We start from the raw sequence: 19031 nt of genomic DNA, 5'->3' as shown, positions 1-19031 counted from the left end.
TCCTGTTTTATACAAATTTTCCCTTTACAGCCTCTAGTTACTGCATTAGTACGGTGACGCACAGATATTTGACGCTAAGTGCTAGTGGGGCGGTCTGAGGTATGTGAACGTGCGTAAAACTCTGGCGCGGAGGCGGATGCAGCATCAATCGCTCGATGGCTATTTTAAGGCAAAAAAATGGGGCTCAATAAGCCCCAGAAAAGATGCCACTTTGTGTCTTGGCAGACACAGATTACTCATCACACAGGCAGACAATTGGGAGTACCGTTGTCTGCTAGTGCATGTTGCAGGCGATCACTGCAACACACACCCGTACGTTAACCTTTAGGTTAGGACGCGGCCATAGTAGAAACGATACAAAAGCCATCTTTAGTAGTCGCGTTTAAAGAATGTCGGAGAAAGCGATGCGCCAATCGGTGCACTTCTGCGCGGGCTATGTACGCTGACTGAAGGCCTGCTCACCGCGTCGATCTGTGCTGCTGGTGTAGACGAACGCCTTCAGCAATCCAGCGTACGGTGTCGGCTCGGATAGTGTCAGGAAGGTGCTGTAATATCTCATTGACAAGGCGATAGCGCGTTTGTAGAGCAAGGCGCGCTTTATAGTATTGAGTGTTGAGCGTCAGAGCGATTGGAGGCACTTGCATGCTGTAGGCGAAACGCGGAAAAAGCAGAAAAGAATAAGCAATTTCCCCTCGTTCGATGGCCAGAAAGTGGCTGGTGGAGATACCCAAGCCATTGGCCATTTCCTCTTGGCTGTACGAGAGAATTTGGCGGACCAGGCGCAAGTTAGCGCCTATCGCGGCGTAGATCTTTTGCTCCAGCACTTCATCCAGTGCTTGGCGCTTTGCGGTGCACGACAGTGAGATCGCTTTCACATCTAGCTCTGGCGTTTCCAGTTGAAGGATATGGCAGAGGTGCTGAATGCAGCTTAAGAACAGTTCATCGGATGTCTCACATAGCCACGGCGAGAGCCGGAAGAACTGCGCAGGTACGGCCAGCCCGTTACTGGCGTAAGGTAATTGCCCGACGAGGGATTCGGGCGGGACACCGGTTTGTAGCGACCACAGAGCTATGGTGTGCAGGCGTGGAATAGAGCTGCCTGACTCGTAGCGCAGGTACTGGGCACGACTGACGCGCAGGCGTTCGGCTTCGGCAAGTTGGGATATGCCGCGGTCAGACCGGCAACGACGCAACATTTGTCCCAAGTGATTGCCCAATCCACTCTCTTGTTCTGCGTAAGGAGCGATGCGTATACCATCGTGCTGCTGCAGGTAGCGCGTCAACTGATCGTATGTATCCATAACGTGAAGCCTGCAAAGATTCTGATCTACTCTAGGATAATGCCGCGTAACTCTAACAGTGTCAAAATATCTGACTGACCAGTCGGTAGGCTGTTTAACGACTGAAATTGCTTTGACATCCAGTGCAGTTGCAACTGTACTTGATCCACAACTGCATTAAATGAGAGGACTCGTAATGAAGAATTGGTTAATTGTAAGCGCTGGTACGCTGTTGTTGTCGGCTGGCTTAGTGGGAGTGGTGTCGGCTAATGAGCGGCCGGTAGCACGGGTAGTCAGTTTAACGGGCACCGCCCAACTGGACGACAGTGCGGCGGCGACTCGTGGCACCGCACTGCACGAAGGCAGTATTGTCGAGACGGGTGCCGATTCGCGCCTGCGGATGCGCTTCAATGGTGGCAGCTTGCTGACTTTGGGTGAAAATACGCGCTTTGAAATCAGTCGTTATGAACCCGCTACCGACACCACAGAGCAAACAGCTTATTTTCGAGTGTTGAGCGGTGTGATTCTGGCGATAGCGGATGGTGTGACACCGGGCACTGACGCCTATGTGATTGAAACACCTGCGGCATCTATTGGCATCCGTGGCACCATCGTTTGGGGCGGCTATTTTATACCAGGCCAAGCGGACTACATTTTATTGGAAGGTGGTCCTGTAACCATAACAAACACTTCTGGCGAGGTGTTGCTGACGGAGATAGGTCAGGGTACTACGGTGCTGGTGGATGACGATGGACGCGACCAGACAGCCCCTTATGAACCTGAGTTCTGGGATGGTGCCAAGCTGTTTGAAGCAGTCACCACCATAGCCTTCCCATAGCACTAAGCTGTGCGCTTCACAGGGTGAAGCGCTTAACCGACTCCAGCAGTGCGTCGGCAGATTGATGCAATTGCCCGTTGGCGTCACGCGTGGCAGTAGCACCTTGTTCGGTTTTCTCGGCAATGTCCGCAATGCGTGTCACATTCTGATTGATTTCGTTGGCGACCTGCGCTTGCTGTTCAGCAGCGGTGGCGATCTGCACATTGAGGTCGCGTATGCGGTCGATGACATCGGCAAATTCTGTGATCACATTCAGTGCTTGAGCAGACTGCTCTGCTGAATGGTCGGTGTGCGTTTGGCCAGACCGTATGGCTTCTACGGCGCCATTCGAGGCACGCAGCATCACTTCAATCTTCTCTTTGATTTCTACCGTCGACTGCTGAGTCCTGCTGGCCAGCGTGCGCACTTCATCGGCAACCACGGCAAAGCCGCGGCCCTGCTCACCCGCTCGCGCTGCTTCGATGGCGGCGTTCAAGGCCAGTAAGTTCGTCTGTTCAGCAATGGCATCGATCACCTGCAAGATGTCTTGAATGCTGTTGACGTCGGTGTCCAGCTGTTGAATGGCCGTTGCAGCACCGGTCATCACCCCCACCAGGGTACTGATCGACTGTTGGCTGGCACTGACAATTTCGCGACTGTTGCTGGCATAGCCGGTGGCTTGTTCCATTTCCGATGACGCGTGTTCAGCGTGACGGGCAACTTCTTCAATAGTCGCCGCCATTTCGTGTACGGCGGTGGCCACCCAGTCCGTTTCTTCGCGCTGTTTGCTGACGTCTGCCTGCATGTTCATCGCCACTTGGTGCGCTTGTGTGACGACCTGATTCAGGGTGTCAGATTGCTGTTGGATGACGGTCACCATATCGCGCAGCGACTCTACAACCTGCTCTGCGGAACGTGTTAACTCCCCGAATTCGTCGTTCGAGTGTGAAGGCCAGCGTTCGCTCAAATCGCCATGTGCGATGCGCCGCAACGCACCAACGACGGCTTTCAGTGGTTTGCGAATCGTTCGAGTGACCAGCCATGCGATCAGTATGCCCGCCAGTAAGGCCAATACACTGACGCCGACAATAATGAGCTGGCTGTCCGCCACCACCTGGATCGAGTCGCTGTTCACTTGGCGGCGATAGGTGTTGGCAAACTGGCGAGTATCGGCCAGTACGCGTTCGGCATTGGCCAGCTCTTCTTGCGAACGCTGCAGACGCGTCTCGAGCGAAGCCCGAATTTGTAGGTAGTTGTTCACTGTGGTGACCAACCCGCCGTCGCCGGAAACATTGGCCAGAAAGTCGGACACGGCGCCACCAAAGGCTTCAAAGTTGGCATCCACCGCCGCATCTTGACGCCGAGCGCCTAAAAGGCGAAAGCCGAGTGTGCCGTAGCCATCCATCCAGCGTCGAAAAGCGGTTTGAATCTGCGCAAACTCCGCCACCGAGCGTGCGGAGCCCAGTTGATTGGCCAAATCAATGCCGTGTCGTAAGGACACATGGGCTTGGTACATCAGTATTTGTGCGCTGGGTGTCTGCACTTCGCGGTGCATGGTTTCCAGCACTTGATTTATGGCGATGGCGTTTTCATTCATGCTGGCGCGGCGGTTGGTGAGTTCGCTGAAGCTTTGCAGGGAATCCCGGTAAATGCGCTGGGTGGATTCAATGTTGTCGAACAGCTCTGGCAACGAATCTTGCAGAGTCACCAGTTCTGCCGACGCGGAGGCACCGCCGCTGATGTCTGCGGTGATGGCTACCAGCTCGGCGATGGCCCGCTCAATGCGCGCACGCTCGGTGCGGTACTCGTCTTCCAACTGCGTCAAGACGTCGGTGGAGTCAGAGTTGTAGTGCGCCAGTATCAGCTGGTTAACGCGGGTGAAAGACAGGCTTAACGCGTTGGCACCGTCGGACGCCGGGCCTGCGCGCTCGACGAGGCGGTCAACGCCGCTTTGTATGTCGGACACCGCCGTCAGCGCGCTGACGGCGACGAACACTAACCCTGTGCTCAATAGGACAAACCCGGCAACAATGCGTTGTACCACGGTAAGCTGTAAAGAGAATTTTGATTTCATGGGAGGCCATACTTCTTCAATGGTTAATCGAATAGTCGCGTCGAACTGCCGGCAACGCGCCCTGCTCGCCTTTTTTGTTTTTTTAGTCCGGCTTAGCGGTCGGCCTTCGCGCTGGAAGATCGACAGGTTCTTACATCGTCCTCAATTCATGCTCCAAGCAGAGCCACCGCCTTCAACGGTAATCAACGTCCAGTCTTCAACATCCGGATGCAAAAAGCCTGCATCGATATAAGCCTGGCGCACAGTGCCACTTTTCTTCAGGCGTAACAGGCCAAGGTGCACCACCGAGTTAAAAAACGGACCCTCGGCGTGGCGGCGTGAAATGGCCATATGACGACTTCCGACCAGTCCGAGCTTAATGCCGGGTATGGGCACCAGTACACCGCTGTCCACACTGAGCTGCATCGCTTCACTGGTCTGAAATGGTGCTAAAAGAAAGTCAGCTCCGCCATTCATAACAGCATCCACCATGCCGGGCCAAGTATCAGAATGTAACAAAGCATCAAGCTGCAGGCCGGATAGGGTATTCCAGTCAGCTTGCCAGTGACGGCTGCTGATGCCGGTCAGTTGTTGCACATCTTGAGTATTGCTGGCGGTGAGCGCAGTCAGATTGTCGGGATGAACGTAAAAACCGGCTTCGAACTCACCGCGCCCAATGAGTGCAGTGGTGATGTAGATATCTTGGTGTCGAGGCGAAAGATCGTTGAGCCAGGCACTGGTGCCGGAGGCCAATGCAGAGCCATTGGATAACGCATTGAGCGTCGCGGCGTAGTCGGCCTCTTCGACAAAGGTCAGATCGAAATGGACGCCGGCAGCGGCGATGGCTTGTTGCATTAGGATCAATTCCACCACATCACGTCGTGAACCGGGACCGGAGTAGTCGGTAATGGTCAGCGGGTCCCGATCTCCTACTAGGATTCGGTAATCGCGCAATACATCAGGTGGTACCAGAATGGTATTGTTGTTGGCGGCAGCAGTACTCAGTAGTACGGTGGTACTTAGGGCAAATATGAGCAGTTTTAGCGTTATTTTTCTCATTGCTCCACACCTTTCGGGTGATTTGTACAGAGGTGGATGGTAACAAAAAAGACACAAAAAGAAAACCAATATAATACCAATTAAGCTGAGGCGAGAGACTAGAAATACCTTGGCGGCCAGCGCGATAACGATTTTCGTGCGCTCCTGCAGTATAATGCACCAACACGTTTTTATTTGGTTTTGTCATGTCGTCCAGTAAGCGCAAGGAAATCCCGGTCTTCACCACACCGCTAATCGAAACGCACTGCCACCTCGACTTTCTGAAAGAAGGCAATACGGCAGACACCTTGGCGCGCGCACGCGCGGTAGGTGTAGAGCAGGTGGTTACTATTGCGGTTGAACCGGGCAATCTACAAACCGTATTGGATTTAATAGACCAGCACGAAGGATTGTACGGCACGCAGGGCGTGCATCCGCATTCGGCGGCGGAGTACGATGCCGGTGTGGGTGAACGCATTCTGGCTGGGGCTAAGCACCCCAAGGTGGTAGCGATCGGTGAAATTGGACTCGATTACCATTACGACAATTCACCGCGTCAGGAACAGCGCGCGGCGTTCGCAGCACAATTGGAAATTGCCTTACAAGTCGACTTGCCCATCGTGGTACACACGCGTGACGCTGATCTCGATACCATGGCGATTTTCCGCGAGTTCAGTGGGCGAGGGTTACGCGGGGTGATACACAGTTTTACCAGCAGTCCTGAACTGGCGGCTTTTTGTGTCGAAGAAGGCTTTCACCTGGGCTTCAATGGCATTATCACCTTTAATAAGGCTGACAACGTGCGGGCTGTATTGGCCGCGACGCCTTTGTCACGGGTGTTGTTAGAGACCGATGCGCCCTACCTGACGCCGGTGCCTTTTCGTGGCCAAGAGAATGCGCCCTATTATCTGCCACTGGTGGCGCAATACGTTGCAACGCTGAAAGACGAAACGCCCGAGCAAGTAGCGGCGGTAACCACCGCCAATGCGCGGGCGTTGTTCTTTCCGAGCTGATTGCCGCAGCGTGATCAGTTTTCGCGACGCGGTGTGTAGCGGAAGCGTTCGGGCAGATCGAAATTAGCAATGCAGTCAAAACTGCCGTCGGCGCTGGTGCGCACGACCTTACATTGAATGTCTGCGCCATCGTCTTCCCACACAGAAAAACTGTCGTTGCAGCCATCGCGATAGCGGCTTTCGCTGTTCGCCCATACCAGGGTGCGGTCGTTCAGTTGCCACTGGTAACGGGTTTCAGACAAGGCACAGACCTGACCTTGCACAGCATCGATTTCACGGTACAACGCTGAGCCATCGGCATTCAGGGTGTCTGTCCCTATGCTATGCCAACTGCAGTCGTCCCACAGAATGGCCAGGTCATACTGTCCTGCTGTCGGGCCCGTCGCGCCAGGGCCACTGCGCAGGCGAACACGGTTCTGCTGGCGCAACGACACACCTTGCGGGCTGGTCGCTAATTCCACGGCGCCTCGTGCCATTTCGAACTCGGCCATCAGGTCAGACGCGGCATATAATTGGTCGCAGCTTTCGCGGTTCAAACTATCGCGGGGCAGCATATCCGTCAGGCCGCTATTCAAGGCGTCCATCGCTTGCAGCGCGTCTGCTGAAACGCGTAAGAAAGCGAGGCTGTGCGGTATGTCTTTCAATACGGCGGCACGCGCTGTCGCTTGCGCACCCTGATACACCGCCAAGTAATCACCGGTAATGCGAGCCTGCAAGTTCAAGCCCGGAAACGGCAGTGGCAGTGCCACCGGCTCACCGTTGGCAGGCACTACAACGCCGCGCAGAAAGGGCACCGATTGGGTCAAGATGGCGGACAATAAAAACGGATCGCGGCTGCGCACGGCCAGCAAGGCATCCAAGCTGGCTAAATCGCCATCGGCATCACCACTGGCAAAGACGTCCAATACGGCGCTCTGGGCACCTTGCATGACGGCGGCAGCAATGGCGATGGTAGCCGGATTGCTCTTGGCGAGTTCTTGTTTCATTTCGTCCAGTGTCGGGCAGGCCCATTGGCGCTGTGTCACGCTCTGCCACCACATCATCAATACTGGCGCAATGGCGTCGACGTTCAAACCTAAGCCCACGCTGAATTGGGTGCGATCGATGTCTGCTTGATCGGCTGGCAGGGTGCCCTGCAAGCGACCAATCTGTTGCTGGACGTTGGCATTCTTAACTTCCCACAGCATTCTACTGGTGCTGTCGACCATCCCTGAACTGTCGACGGTGTGAGTTTGCCCAAACACAATGCGCGGCGACTGCTGTGCCAGTTCGAGCCATTCGCTTTCACAGGCGGCGGCTTGTTGGGGGCTGTAATCCGGTGTGGTCAGGTCCAATTCCTGCGCCAGTAACGATGGCGTGGTGCTAACCAAAGCACGCGTGAGGTTTTCTAAATGCAGCCAACCAAGCTGGCTGGTGCTGACCTGTAAGTTACTCGCCAAGGTTGCGGCGGTGCCTTGCGACGCCAGTGACGGCGTAACAGCCGCGCCGCGCAGGCGTTGTTGCAGCGTGTCTGCGGCCACACGATCACTGGACACCGCTAAGGTAGCTTGGCGCTCGCCCAGCCACAAATAGGTGCTGCTTTGGTCGAAGGAGTCACCCTGTGCGACGCGATACAGCTCGCCGATGCTGCTGGGCTGTCGCTGCGGTGCGATGTTTTGCTGCGCTGCGTGCTGGTCCATCCAAGCCTTCAAGGGATCGGGGTCGGTGATGTCCAAGCGCAACATAAAGGTTGAGCCAACATGGTACAGCGTTGCCCAGCCGTCTTGATCCAAGCCCAACTGTGTGCCGCCACTGGGGCCTTCGGCCATGGTTTGCAGGATATCCTGCAAGAGGCGAACGGCGACGGCGTAATCCATGCTGCCGTCGTCCTCGGGTAGCAAATCACTGTAGGAGCGCAGCCCGGAGGACGACAGCTCGGTACTGGTCAATTCGCTGATGCGGGCTTGATAATGGAAGATGCCGTCGGTCGGCACCATCGACAAATGGGGGTTTGTGGCGGCGGTCGCCGTCAACGCTGCACTGAGGAGCGCGGCAACGACGACAGAAAGAAGCTTTTTCGACATGATTCAGATCCATCTTGGTCTTTTGGGCTTAAAGTGTTCTGTGGCGCATCTTGGAACGGCCTACAGGCGTCAGCATAGTAAAAAGGCGGCACTTTAAATAGCGCCGTTACACAGTTCTGTTAAATGGGTATGTTAAATAGTCCCTTGATTGAGCCAGTGCGCGTCCGCCGAGGGTGCTTGCAGGGCTGTGGCAATGGTTTGTAGGGCAGTGGTGAGTTGCGCGTGCGTTAGGGGCGCACCAATGCACAGGCGCAGCGCTTGGGGTGCCGCAAATTGACCGACCGCAAATACCTCGGCCGGTTTAACCGCGACGCCTTCGCTGGCCATGAGCTGGGCAAACTCGACGGCTCGCCATTGTCCGGTCATCGGCAGCCAGCCGTGCAGTGCTTCAGGGTGGGCGCGATAGCCATGGTGCCCTAAAATTTGCTGGGCAAGCGCTTGGCGTGCGACCACGTCGGCGCGCTGGGCACGCATGATCTCCGGGCGTTGCGGATCTCTGATCCAGCGACTGGTCAATTCGGCCAACAAGGGCGCTACCATCCAGCTGCTGACGCGTAAGGCCATACGAAAGCGGTCACGCCACGCCGGTGGCGGCACTAAGAAGCCGGTACGTAAGCCGCCCACCATGGCCTTAGAGCAACTGCTCAAGACCACCACTTGGTCTGGTGCTATGGCGACCATGGGCGTGGGCTTGTCCGACAGCAAAGCGGTTTGCACATTATCCTCAATGACCATCACGTCGTATTGGGCGCAAATGGCCAACAGCTCACGCTTGCGTGTGTCCGACATCTGAACGCCCGTCGGGTTATGCAATTGCGGCATCAAGTACAGTACGCGTGGTCGATAGCGCTCACAGGCAATGCGCAGCTCATGGGGTATCAAACCTTCGTTGTCCATCGGCAACCCGACATGGCGACAATGCAGATAGCGTGCTGCGAGGATGAAGCCGCTGTAGGTGATGCCGTCGCTGAGTACCGTATCGCCGCTCTCACAGAGCGCATGCAGGCAAGTAAACAAGGCGTTCTGACCACCATGACACCAAAGTATGTCGTCGGTATGGCGATGAATGCCTTCTTCAGCGAGCCATGTCTGGGCCGCTGCACGATGCGGGGCCAAGCCCGTCTCGGGCACGTAATCGAGCAAGGCATTGAGCAGTTCTGGGGTGTCGGCAATGTTGCGTAAGTGGTCACCTAATAGGCTCGTTTGCCCCTTCTCTACGGCCAAAGTAAAGCCGAGGTCGAGCATCGACGATGACCGCTCCTGAATCTGGAAGCCTTCGCTTTGCGCTTTTTCACGCACATAGGTGCCGGAGCCAACGGTGGCTACCAGCAAGCCGCGCCGTTCAGCTTCGGCGTAAGCGCGTGTAATGGTACCCACAGTTACCCCGAGCCGATCAGCCAGCAAGCGTTGGGCTGGCAAGCGGCTGCCGGGGCCGAGTTCGCCTTCCGCTATCGCGTCGGCGATGGCATCGGCGAGGGCTTGATACTTGGGTTTGGCGAGGTTCAGCGCGCTCGGGTTCCAGATTGTCATAGGGACAAAAATCTCATTGCACTATTAGTTAAGGACGATATTATCAATTGTATTCGTTAAAGACGACTAATTACATCATATTGTACCCATACGATATGCCCCCAATGCACAGTGAGAGATTGAATGGACGCCACCTACGTATTGTCGTTATTGCTCTTTACCTTTGTCGCTACCATCACGCCGGGGCCTAACAACATTATGCTAACAGCCAGTGGTGCGAACTTCGGCTTTCGCCGGACAGTGCCTCATTTGTTGGGTATCGCCTTTGGGTTCTCCTTTATGGCCATTGTGGTGGCGCTTGGGTTGGGGGTGGTGTTTGAGATGTGGCCAATGCTCTACACCCTACTAAAAATAGTCGGTTCAGCCTATCTGCTGTTTCTGGCGTGGAAGATATATCGGGCCGGTCGGGTACAATTACAGCGTAATGAGGACTTGGCCAAGGATGCCAAGCCACTCAGCTTTTGGCAGGCGGCGGCGTTTCAATGGGTGAACCCCAAAGCATGGACCATGGTGCTCACTGCATTAGCGGCATTTAGTCTCCCGCCACCGCTGCATATCTGGTCGTCGGCGGCGGTCATCGTGGCTTATTTCGTGGTGTCTTTCCCTGCGTGCTCGTTCTGGGCGCTCCTGGGTCAAGAGGTGGTCAAGCTTTTGCGCAGCGACCGTGCTCGACTGTGGTTCAACGGTACACTGGCCAGCTTAACGGTGGCGTCAGTGGCCTTGATCTTCATTTAAGCAGATCTAGATCGGGCGTAAGGCAACGCGGTTGCGGCCTTGTGTTTTGGCTTCGTAGAGGGCGTTGTCGCAGGCTTTAAGCCAACTCTCTATGGAGTCGTCGGGTTGCCATTGGCTCACGCCAATACTGCAGGTTAGACGAATTTGATTATTGAAGGAGGCGTCCTGAATCAAGCAGCGTATGGACTCCGCTAGCACGGCGGCGTCCTTCGTTGAGGTTTGGGGCAGTAACACCAGAAACTCTTCCCCACCGAAACGGAAAAAATTGTCGTAAGTGCGAATGCGACCTGTCACCAAGGCTGCAAAGTCAATCAGAACTTGGTCACCCACTAAGTGGCCATATTGGTCATTTACCATCTTAAAGTGATCAAGATCGATCAAGAGCAGGCTAACGGGCGTTCCGTTGCGTCGACTCAATTGAACGTTGCTTTCCAGCTTTTCAGGTAATAACTTGCGGTTTAGCGCGCCGGTTAGAGCGTCGGTTGACGCCTGTCGTGCTAGGTCGTCTTTCTGCCGTTGTACAATGAAGGCAAAAATGGCAGCGAAGATCATGCAAATGGTGATGCCAATGGCAAAGCGAAACACCAAGACAGGCTCTTCGATATTCATTGCCGCCACTAAGCAGGCGGTGGAAAACAGTGTGCCGGTGATCATGCCGTGTGACAGGCGAAAGGTAAAAAAGAACACGGAAGCCATGGGGAAGGCGTAAATCAGGCCGCGCAAACCGACTTGATAGCAGGCATAGACGATGGCGGCCGAGCAGGTCAGGACAAACATTTGCCGATACGGCAAGCTGTCGCGATAACGGACCTCTTGCACCAGCGACATCACCACTGTGCTTAAAGCAACCAAGAGGAAAAGGCTGAGCGGTTGGCTACCCCAGAACCAGTGGTACAGCATAAAGCCGCCCAAGGGTAGAATAGCCACGATATGAAACAGGATAGAAACCCTGCGTGGAAATAGCTCGGAATGAATTGAGGTCACGGTTTAGGCGTCATCCGTTGATCACATTCTGCTCAACTATAACCTAAATATGTTCAAAATCCGAACGCTGCTTGCGGTCAGTTGGCGAGAAAAACCGTACTGCTGTGCGCCGACCGTGTTCCGGGAATGGGCCGATTCGAATGGCCGTGGTAAGCAAAGACCACCGAAGTTTTCACTTGGTCGCTCTGGTTTGCGCCAGCAGCATGAAACAGGCCGCTGTGAAACAGTACGACATCACCTGCAGCTAACGTCAGTTCGACACCTTGTGCGAACAGCTCTTGGTTTTCTTCCACATCCGGGCGCAGAAAATCTAGATCGTCCAGTTGATCTGGCGATATGGCCATGCGGTGTGATCCGGGAATGAATTTTAGCCCGCCGTTCTGCGCATTCTCTGCACCTAAAGACAACCAAACGGAAATCAAATCAGGCTTTAAAAAAGACCAGTAGCGTATGTCGCGATGCCAGTCTGTAGCGGTACCATAATCAGGATGCTTGGTCATCACACAATTATGATGCGCTTGTGTGAGGCAAGGCGGCTCTTGCAGCAATTGCCGCAGCACGGCCACCAAAGGACGATACTTTGCCCAGCCGCGTAAGCTTGGGTGACGCTGGTATGCACCACGCAAGCGCCGCACTGTTCGGCCGCCAGGGGCCTCCAGTGAATCCGGTGCGCCGGGATAGCCGACATCGGCTTCGTATTCCAGCGGCTCAATGGCGGCCGCTAGGTGTTCCTGCGTAATGTGCTGCAGTTCCTCACACAGTGCAGCCGGGGCGAAGCTCTCTAAGACTAAATAGCCTTTTGCGTGGAACTGGTGCAGTTGCTCTTCCGTTAATACCGGAAGCGGTTGTGCTTTTATTGCCATTGTCATTGCCACTCTTAATACCAGTGCGGCGGATCAACGCGGCTACTGGTACTGGTGTTAATACGGAACCAACCGGCGACAGAAAAGCGTCGTCGCTTGGCAGGAAGGACTTCGTGCCAGAATCGCTCACTCTCAAATACTACCAATGTACCGGCAGCGGGCGGGAGGTCGAACAATACCTGGTTAGGCTCATCGGGGTCGTAGCAGCGTAGCTCGCCTCCATCGGTCGGCTGCCAGTCATAGTTTAAATAGAGCACGGTCGACAGTCGACGGTTGCTATGACCTTGAAAGGCATCGATGTGTTTTTTGTAAAAGGCACCCTCCGGATAGAGGGCAAAATGCGCTTCATAATCAAACAACCCCATGAAGAGTCGTCGATTCAGGGTGACTTGCAAATCGCGCATGCGATCCAAGAACAATTGCGTGGGCGCCGTCGTGCCATCAATCCAATGGATCCAGTCTTGGCGCACAAAATTATTGGTTTGGTAGTCATCACCACGACCAATACCTGCCGGCTGTAAGGCATCTTCATGCTGGCGCAGTCCGTGGAAAACCTGCAATAAGGCGTCCACTTCGACGGCCGTGATGAAATCTGGCATAACCGCGTAACCCTGACGCTCAACGTCGTACGCGATGGTCTCCAAAGAGTCATCAGGTGGTCGTCGGTCGAATATTGAAGCCAGTGCCATAAAGTGGTTTGTCTTGCCTTGTGTCATGCGCGAAAAGAGCGAAGCGCAGAGTGTATCCTTTATTGTCAGTGACGCCAGACCCTAGGTGAAATATTTACCCGATGTCGGCAGTCACTGGGGTTTCCGGCTGCGCTGCTTTATACTGCCAGCATTATTTACGATTGCAGAGTGCCCATTGAAATGACCACCCAGTTGAGTGTGAACCTGAATAAAATTGCCTTGGTTCGCAATGCCCGCGGACGTAATTTTCCCGCCATTACCGAGTTTGGTGAGATGGCACTCAGTGGCGGTGCCATTGGCCTCACCATCCATCCACGTCCGGATCAGCGCCACGCTACCTACCAAGACATCGCTGATCTAAAAGCGGTGGTGCGCCGCTTTGACGGCAAAGAGTTGAATGTGGAAGGTTACCCAGACGATACATTGGTGGCACACGTACTGGCCGAGAAACCCGACCAATTTACGCTGGTGCCTGATGACCCGAATCAGATTACGTCTGACCACGGTTGGGATTTGCACCAACACGGCGAGCGCCTAAAGCCCTTAATCGCCCAGTGTCAGAGTGCTGGTATTCGCACCAGCTTGTTTGTGGACCCGGACTTAGAGCAGGTGCGCCGCGCCGCCGATACCGGAACGGATCGCATCGAGTTGTACACCGAAGCCTATGCCGAGGCCTTTGCGTTGAACAACTATGAACCGCTGCTCGAACAATACATGCAGTGCGCGGACCTGGCGTTGTCGTTAGGGATGACGGTGAACGCCGGGCACGATCTGGACCTCGACAATTTGGGTAATTTTGTCGCGCGCGGTAATGTCGCCGAGGTGTCGATCGGTCATGCGTTGACGGTGGAAGCGCTGCAGTTGGGCTTTGCGGAAACCATTAAGCGGTATGTGAACATATTGCAGCGCGGCCGGTAGGAGGCCAGCCCTCTGGCCGAACTTTCGCGCAGAGGGCTGCGCTCCTACGGTAACGGTTTTCTCTACGACTAACCACCCGCCTTCTTCACCGTCCAACCTTGTGCTTGTAGCAGCGGCAGCAGCAGGTCGCGTTGATCGCCTTGAATCTCGATCACCCCGTCTTTCACGCTGCCGCCCACGCTCGCTTTTTGCTTCAGTGTCTTGGCAAACTGCTTCAATTCTTCACCCGCTAACGGCACACCGGTGATCAACGTCACCCCTTTGCCTTTGCGGCCTTTGGTTTCGCGCATCAAGCGCACCACACCATCCCCAGCGGGGGCTGGAGTGGTTAGGTCATCGTCAGGCTTGATGCGTCCCGTTTCGGTGGAGTACACCAGTCGGCTGTTCTTCATTGGACTCTCTATTTAATCATGTTACGCAACACATAATGCAAGATACCTCCGTGCTGGAAGTACGCCAGTTCATTGCCGGTATCAATCCGGCAGCGCGCCGACAGCGTCTCTTCCCGACCGTCCTCGAAGGTGATGACGACGGCGATATCCTGTTGCGGTTTCAGTGCATTTAGGCCACGTATGGTAAAGGTTTCTGCCCCGGTCAGTCCAAGCGTTTTGCGTGTCACCCCATCCGGGAATTGCAGCGGCAAAATGCCCATGCCGACCAGATTAGAACGGTGAATACGTTCAAACGATTCAGTCAGCACGGCGCGTACGCCGAGCAAGCGTGTCCCCTTGGCGGCCCAGTCGCGTGACGAACCCGTACCGTATTCCTGCCCCGCTACCACCACCAAAGGCGTACCCGCTTCCTGATAACGCATGGCGGCATCGTAAATGGGCAGCTTATCCCCGCTGGGAATATGGCGCGTGACGCCTCCTTCCTCGCCGGGCACCATTTCATTGCGAATGCGCACATTGGCGAAGGTGCCGCGCATCATGACATCGTGACTGCCGCGCCGTGAGCCGTAGGAATTAAAATCTTGCGGTACGACACCGAGCGACTGCAAGAAATGCCCGGCAGGGCTGTCTTTCTTGATCGCCCCCGCCGGTGAAATGTGGTCGGTGGTGACGGAATCGCCGAGTAAGGCCAACATGCGCGCATCGACGATGTCTTGCACCGGCTCCGGGGTGCGCCCCATACCCTGAAAGAACGGCGACTGTTGAATGTAACTCGACTCCGGCCAGCCGTAGGTTTTGTCTTTTGGCACCGCGATGGATTGCCATGCGGCGTCACCGTCAAACACGGCGCCGTACTCCCGGCGAAACATGGTGGTGCGCACCTGTTCCACCGCCGTGGCGATTTCCTGTTGTGACGGCCAGATGTCCTTCAGGTATACCGGGTTGCCCTGCGCATCCTGACCTAATGGGTCGGTACTGAGGTCCGTCCGAACCGTTCCGGCCAAAGCAAAGGCCACCACCAAAGGCGGTGACGCCAACCAGTTGGTTTTCACCAAGGGGTGCACGCGCCCTTCAAAATTGCGATTACCGGATAAGACCGACGCAACGGCCAAGTCACCGTCATGAATGGCGGTTTCTATTGGGTCTTTTAATGGTCCGGAATTCCCGATGCAGGTGGTGCAGCCATAGCCCACCAGATGAAAACCGAGCTTTTCCAGATAGGGCGTTAAGCCAGCCGCATCCAGATACTCAGTCACCACTTTTGAGCCGGGCGCCAAAGAACTCTTCACCCAGGGTTGGCGCACCAAACCCCGCTCAACGGCCTTCTTCGCCAGCAGGCCCGCGGCCATTAATACGCTGGGGTTAGAGGTGTTGGTGCAGGATGTAATGGCGGCAATCACAACAGCGCCGTGTTTTAGCGTGAAAGAGTCGCCTTCCAATGCCACAGGGATTTCGCCGGCCGTCAAATGGTTGCCGACCGCCGCCTGCCCGCCGCCCTCGTTCATTAAGTCGGCCTTGGCGGGGTCCAGTGGTGTCCCTTGTAAATCCATGTAGTCTAAGAACGCCCGTTTCATATCACGCAGCGCCACGCGGTCTTGCGGGCGTTTGGGTCCGGCAAGGCTGGGTTCTACCGTGCTCATGTCCAAGCTGAGTGTGGCGGTGAAAATGGGTTTGTGACCGGGCGTGCGCCACAATCCTTGCTCCTTGCAATAGGCCTCCACGCGCTCCACCACCGCGTCGTCGCGGCCAGTCAGCCGCAGGTATTCGAGGGTGACCTCATCCACCGGGAAGAAACCACAGGTTGCTCCGTACTCCGGTGCCATATTGGCAATGGTGGCGCGGTCGGCGAGCGGTAGATCCGCCAAGCCATCACCGTAGAACTCAACGAATTTACCCACCACGCCATGCTGACGCAGCATCTGGGTAACGGTCAGCACCAGATCGGTCGCCGTAATGCCTTCGGTTAATTTGCCGGTCAGCTCAAAACCCACCACTTCAGGAATCAGCATAGAGACGGGCTGGCCCAACATGGCTGCTTCGGCTTCAATACCGCCGACCCCCCAGCCCAGAATCCCCAAGCCATTGATCATGGTGGTGTGTGAATCGGTGCCGACTAGGGTATCGGGGTAAGCGGTCAACACGCCGTTGTGTTCACTGGCCCACACCGTTTGCCCGAGGTACTCCAAATTCACTTGGTGGCAAATGCCGGTGCCTGGTGGTACCACACGAAAATTCGCGAAGGCCTGCTGCCCCCACCGCAAGAACGTATAGCGCTCGCCGTTGCGCTGCATTTCTATATCAACATTGGCTTTAAAGGCGCCCGTACTGGCGTATTGGTCCACCATGACGGAGTGATCAATGACTAAGTCGACCGGCGACAAGGGGTTTACCTTGTTTGGGTCTTCGCCTAATTCGGCTACTGCGGCCCGCATTGACGCCAGATCCACCACCGCCGGTACGCCGGTGAAGTCTTGCATCAACACCCGCGCCGGGCGGTAAGCAATCTCGCGTTCGGATGTGCCGGTTTTTTGCCAATCCACCACGGCCTGAATGTCGTCATTGGTGACGGTTTCGCCATCGAAATTGCGCAGCAGGTTTTCTAACAGCACCTTGAGAGAATAGGGTAGGCGATCAATATCGCCCCAGCCTGCCGCTGCCTTTGGCAAACTAAAAATTTGGTAGCTTTCTGGCCCGACGGTCAGCGTGTCGGTGGTGCTTACTTTGGGTTGCATAGAAAACCTCCGATGGTGTTAGAAATGGGTAGACCATCCTTGAGTTTAGTTGATCACGTCTTGTTCTGCGGAACACATTCACTCTGTTGACGGGTCACCCTATCCTTGCAACACTGCTTGCGCTTTCCACTCACCGTAGGGATAGAACATGGCGGACGCCTCTCCAATAATAGCTGTGCAGGGTTTGAGTAAAACCTACCCATCCGGCTTTCAGGCGCTGAAAGACATTAATTTGGACATCAAACGGGGTGAAATCTTTGCTTTGCTTGGCCCGAACGGTGCGGGCAAAACCACCCTTATCAGCATTATTTGCGGTATCGTGAACCCCGGTGACGGTCGGGTTCTGGCCGACGGCATGGATGTGGTGCGCGACTATCGAGCGGCCCGAGAGAAAATTGGCTTGGTACCGCAGGAATTGGCGGTGAACATCTTTGAGAAAGTGTGGGACACCGTGCAATTCAGTCGCGGCTTGTTTGGCAAGAAGCCCGACCGGGCCTATTTGGAGCAGATCCTGCGTGACCTGTCGCTGTGGGACAAGAAAGACAGCAAGATCATTGCTTTGTCGGGCGGCATGAAGCGCCGCGTGTTGATCGCCAAGGCCTTAGCGCATGAACCGGAAATCCTCTTTCTTGACGAGCCAACCGCGGGTGTGGACGTGGAGCTGCGGCGCGACATGTGGCTGATGATTCGCAAGCTGCGCGAAAAAGGCGTCACCATCATTTTGACCACGCACTACATCGAAGAAGCCGAGGAAATGGCCGACCGCATTGGCGTCATCAATAAAGGTGAGATCATGCTGGTGGAAGACAAAGCCGCCTTGATGCAAAAGCTGGGTAAGAAGCAGTTAACCCTGCAGCTTGCGCAGCCCATGAACGCCTTGCCCGACGCCCTGGCACCCTTTGCGCTGACGTTGGAAGCCGAAGGCCATACTTTGGTGTACACCTACGACGCGCAAAATGACGCGCACAGCATTCCGACCTTGCTGCGCGCCTTACAGAACCAAAGCATCGACGTCACCGATCTGCACACCACGCAAAGTTCACTGGAAGACATCTTCGTCAGCCTTGTTTCTGATTCCGCAGAAGGAGCCACCGCATGAACGCCCAAGGTGTACTCGCGATCTATCGTTATGAGCTTGGCCGTACCTTGCGCACGCTGTTTCAAAGCATTGCCTCGCCGGTCATTTCGACGTCACTCTACTTTGTCGTATTCGGAGCCGCCATTGGCTCGCAGATGACCGCGATCGACGGTGTCAGTTACGGCGCCTTCATCATTCCCGGCTTGATCATGATGACACTGATGGCGGAAAGTATTTCCAATGCCTCCTTTGGCATCTATATGCCGAAGTTCTCCGGCACCATTTATGAGATTTTGTCGGCTCCGGTGTCGCCACTGGAGATCGTGATTGGTTACGTCGGTGCGGCGGCGACCAAGTCGATTGTGCTCGGCTTTATCATCATGCTCACGGCACGCTTGTTCGTGGACTACAGCATCGAGCATCCGTTCATCATGCTCGGCTTCTTGGTGCTGACCAGCCTGACCTTCAGTTTGATGGGTTTCATCATTGGCGTGTGGGCCGATGGTTTCGAGAAGCTGCAAATCGTGCCCTTGATGATCGTCACCCCGCTGGCCTTTCTGGGCGGTAGCTTTTACTCCATCAGCATGCTGCCACCGGTGTGGCAAACCATTACGCTGTTTAACCCCGTGGTGTACCTGATCAGCGGGTTCCGTTGGAGCTTCTACGGTGTGTCGGATGTGGCGGTGGGCGTCAGCTTGGGCATGATCACACTCTTTATGCTGATCTGCCTCGCCGTGATCGGATGGATTTTTAAAACGGGGTACAAGGTGAAAGCGTAAAGCCTAAAACGGCTAAGCCATTGTTTAAGCGTTATTGGCAATGATTAGGCGGCTCAGCGTGGCTTTG

At 55.3% G+C, this 19031-nt stretch carries 16 protein-coding genes; 6 read left to right on the top strand and 10 right to left on the bottom strand.

Features of this window, described 5'->3' with window-relative positions:
• Nucleotides 1-458 precede the first annotated feature (458 nt).
• Nucleotides 459-1301 (bottom strand): helix-turn-helix transcriptional regulator, encoded by an 843-nt coding sequence (locus tag NFC81_RS14995; RefSeq protein ID WP_304995287.1) that lies wholly within the window; start codon nt 1299-1301, stop codon nt 459-461.
• 175 nt (nt 1302-1476) lie between these two features.
• On the opposite strand from NFC81_RS14995, the gene NFC81_RS14990 reads away from it, so the two are divergent.
• Nucleotides 1477-2118, top strand: coding sequence for a FecR family protein (locus tag NFC81_RS14990; RefSeq protein WP_304995286.1), 642 nt, complete (start codon nt 1477-1479; stop codon nt 2116-2118).
• Between the two features lie 16 nt (nt 2119-2134).
• On the opposite strand, the gene NFC81_RS14985 is transcribed toward NFC81_RS14990, so the two are convergent.
• Both NFC81_RS14985 and NFC81_RS14980 read right to left on the bottom strand, forming a co-directional pair.
• Nucleotides 2135-4171, bottom strand: a complete 2037-nt coding sequence (locus NFC81_RS14985; RefSeq protein ID WP_304995285.1) for a methyl-accepting chemotaxis protein — start codon at nt 4169-4171, stop codon at nt 2135-2137.
• Between the two features lie 141 nt (nt 4172-4312).
• Nucleotides 4313-5209, bottom strand: coding sequence for a hypothetical protein (locus tag NFC81_RS14980; protein WP_304995284.1), 897 nt, complete (start codon nt 5207-5209; stop codon nt 4313-4315).
• 185 nt (nt 5210-5394) lie between these two features.
• Here NFC81_RS14980 and NFC81_RS14975 point away from each other — a divergent pair, with 185 nt between their 5' ends.
• On the top strand, nt 5395-6201 hold the full coding sequence (locus tag NFC81_RS14975; RefSeq protein ID WP_304995283.1) for a TatD family hydrolase: 807 nt from the start codon (nt 5395-5397) through the stop codon (nt 6199-6201).
• A 14-nt stretch (nt 6202-6215) separates the two neighbouring features.
• Here the strand turns inward: NFC81_RS14975 and NFC81_RS14970 are convergent, their stop codons facing one another.
• Together NFC81_RS14970 and NFC81_RS14965 are read right to left on the bottom strand one after the other, a co-directional pair.
• A complete protein-coding gene (locus NFC81_RS14970) occupies nt 6216-8264 on the bottom strand; it encodes a hypothetical protein (RefSeq protein WP_304995282.1) in 2049 nt (682 codons plus the stop codon).
• Between the two features lie 132 nt (nt 8265-8396).
• Nucleotides 8397-9794 (bottom strand): PLP-dependent aminotransferase family protein, encoded by a 1398-nt coding sequence (locus NFC81_RS14965; protein ID WP_304995281.1) that lies wholly within the window; start codon nt 9792-9794, stop codon nt 8397-8399.
• A 123-nt stretch (nt 9795-9917) separates the two neighbouring features.
• On the opposite strand from NFC81_RS14965, the gene NFC81_RS14960 reads away from it, so the two are divergent.
• The gene (locus tag NFC81_RS14960; protein ID WP_304995280.1) at nt 9918-10529 is read left to right on the top strand and encodes a LysE family translocator; all 612 of its coding nucleotides are present in this window, start codon (nt 9918-9920) and stop codon (nt 10527-10529) included.
• Nucleotides 10530-10535: 6 nt separating this feature from the next.
• Here the strand turns inward: NFC81_RS14960 and NFC81_RS14955 are convergent, their stop codons facing one another.
• The 3 genes from NFC81_RS14955 to NFC81_RS14945 all read right to left on the bottom strand — a co-directional run bounded on the left by NFC81_RS14955 (nt 10536) and on the right by NFC81_RS14945 (nt 13065).
• On the bottom strand, nt 10536-11456 hold the full coding sequence (locus tag NFC81_RS14955; RefSeq protein WP_304995279.1) for a GGDEF domain-containing protein: 921 nt from the start codon (nt 11454-11456) through the stop codon (nt 10536-10538).
• Between the two features lie 134 nt (nt 11457-11590).
• Nucleotides 11591-12382 (bottom strand): phytanoyl-CoA dioxygenase family protein, encoded by a 792-nt coding sequence (locus NFC81_RS14950; RefSeq protein ID WP_304995278.1) that lies wholly within the window; start codon nt 12380-12382, stop codon nt 11591-11593.
• 8 nt (nt 12383-12390) lie between these two features.
• Nucleotides 12391-13065 (bottom strand): 2OG-Fe(II) oxygenase, encoded by a 675-nt coding sequence (locus tag NFC81_RS14945; protein ID WP_304995277.1) that lies wholly within the window; start codon nt 13063-13065, stop codon nt 12391-12393.
• A 180-nt stretch (nt 13066-13245) separates the two neighbouring features.
• On the opposite strand from NFC81_RS14945, the gene NFC81_RS14940 reads away from it, so the two are divergent.
• Nucleotides 13246-13983, top strand: coding sequence for a pyridoxine 5'-phosphate synthase (locus NFC81_RS14940; RefSeq protein ID WP_304995276.1), 738 nt, complete (start codon nt 13246-13248; stop codon nt 13981-13983).
• Between the two features lie 68 nt (nt 13984-14051).
• On the opposite strand, the gene NFC81_RS14935 is transcribed toward NFC81_RS14940, so the two are convergent.
• Nucleotides 14052-14375: a stress response translation initiation inhibitor YciH gene (locus NFC81_RS14935; RefSeq protein WP_304995275.1), complete on the bottom strand. Its 324-nt coding sequence runs from the start codon at nt 14373-14375 to the stop codon at nt 14052-14054.
• 8 nt (nt 14376-14383) lie between these two features.
• Nucleotides 14384-17107 carry an aconitate hydratase AcnA gene (gene acnA, locus NFC81_RS14930; protein ID WP_304995274.1) on the bottom strand — a complete coding sequence of 908 codons (2724 nt, stop codon included), beginning with the start codon at nt 17105-17107 and terminating at the stop codon, nt 14384-14386.
• Nucleotides 17108-17255: 148 nt separating this feature from the next.
• Between acnA and NFC81_RS14925 the strand changes: the two genes are divergently transcribed.
• Together NFC81_RS14925 and NFC81_RS14920 are read left to right on the top strand one after the other, a co-directional pair.
• On the top strand, nt 17256-18206 hold the full coding sequence (locus tag NFC81_RS14925; RefSeq protein WP_304995273.1) for an ABC transporter ATP-binding protein: 951 nt from the start codon (nt 17256-17258) through the stop codon (nt 18204-18206).
• On the top strand, nt 18203-18964 hold the full coding sequence (locus NFC81_RS14920; RefSeq protein WP_304995272.1) for an ABC transporter permease: 762 nt from the start codon (nt 18203-18205) through the stop codon (nt 18962-18964). The genes NFC81_RS14925 and NFC81_RS14920 overlap by 4 nt, the downstream gene beginning before the upstream one ends.
• Nucleotides 18965-19031: the final 67 nt, after the last annotated feature.

This window comes from Salinispirillum sp. LH 10-3-1 (genome assembly GCF_030643825.1).
Lineage (GTDB): Bacteria > Pseudomonadota > Gammaproteobacteria > Pseudomonadales > Natronospirillaceae > Salinispirillum.
Note: the sequence above shows the minus strand (reverse complement) of the source record. Positions and strands in the feature narration are given on the sequence as shown.

Excerpts from the sequence above, each read along its gene's own strand:
- NFC81_RS14995 (WP_304995287.1), bottom strand. The coding sequence starts at position 1,301 with ATGGATACATACGATCAGTTGACGCGCTACCTGCAGCAGCACGATGGT.
- NFC81_RS14990 (WP_304995286.1), top strand. The coding sequence starts at position 1,477 with ATGAAGAATTGGTTAATTGTAAGCGCTGGTACGCTGTTGTTGTCGGCT.
- NFC81_RS14985 (WP_304995285.1), bottom strand. The coding sequence starts at position 4,171 with ATGAAATCAAAATTCTCTTTACAGCTTACCGTGGTACAACGCATTGTT.
- NFC81_RS14980 (WP_304995284.1), bottom strand. The coding sequence starts at position 5,209 with ATGAGAAAAATAACGCTAAAACTGCTCATATTTGCCCTAAGTACCACC.
- NFC81_RS14975 (WP_304995283.1), top strand. The coding sequence starts at position 5,395 with ATGTCGTCCAGTAAGCGCAAGGAAATCCCGGTCTTCACCACACCGCTA.
- NFC81_RS14970 (WP_304995282.1), bottom strand. The coding sequence starts at position 8,264 with ATGTCGAAAAAGCTTCTTTCTGTCGTCGTTGCCGCGCTCCTCAGTGCA.
- NFC81_RS14965 (WP_304995281.1), bottom strand. The coding sequence starts at position 9,794 with ATGACAATCTGGAACCCGAGCGCGCTGAACCTCGCCAAACCCAAGTAT.
- NFC81_RS14960 (WP_304995280.1), top strand. The coding sequence starts at position 9,918 with ATGGACGCCACCTACGTATTGTCGTTATTGCTCTTTACCTTTGTCGCT.
- NFC81_RS14950 (WP_304995278.1), bottom strand. The coding sequence starts at position 12,382 with ATGACAATGGCAATAAAAGCACAACCGCTTCCGGTATTAACGGAAGAG.
- NFC81_RS14945 (WP_304995277.1), bottom strand. The coding sequence starts at position 13,065 with ATGGCACTGGCTTCAATATTCGACCGACGACCACCTGATGACTCTTTG.
- NFC81_RS14940 (WP_304995276.1), top strand. The coding sequence starts at position 13,246 with ATGACCACCCAGTTGAGTGTGAACCTGAATAAAATTGCCTTGGTTCGC.
- NFC81_RS14935 (WP_304995275.1), bottom strand. The coding sequence starts at position 14,375 with ATGAAGAACAGCCGACTGGTGTACTCCACCGAAACGGGACGCATCAAG.
- acnA (WP_304995274.1), bottom strand. The coding sequence starts at position 17,107 with ATGCAACCCAAAGTAAGCACCACCGACACGCTGACCGTCGGGCCAGAA.
- NFC81_RS14925 (WP_304995273.1), top strand. The coding sequence starts at position 17,256 with ATGGCGGACGCCTCTCCAATAATAGCTGTGCAGGGTTTGAGTAAAACC.
- NFC81_RS14920 (WP_304995272.1), top strand. The coding sequence starts at position 18,203 with ATGAACGCCCAAGGTGTACTCGCGATCTATCGTTATGAGCTTGGCCGT.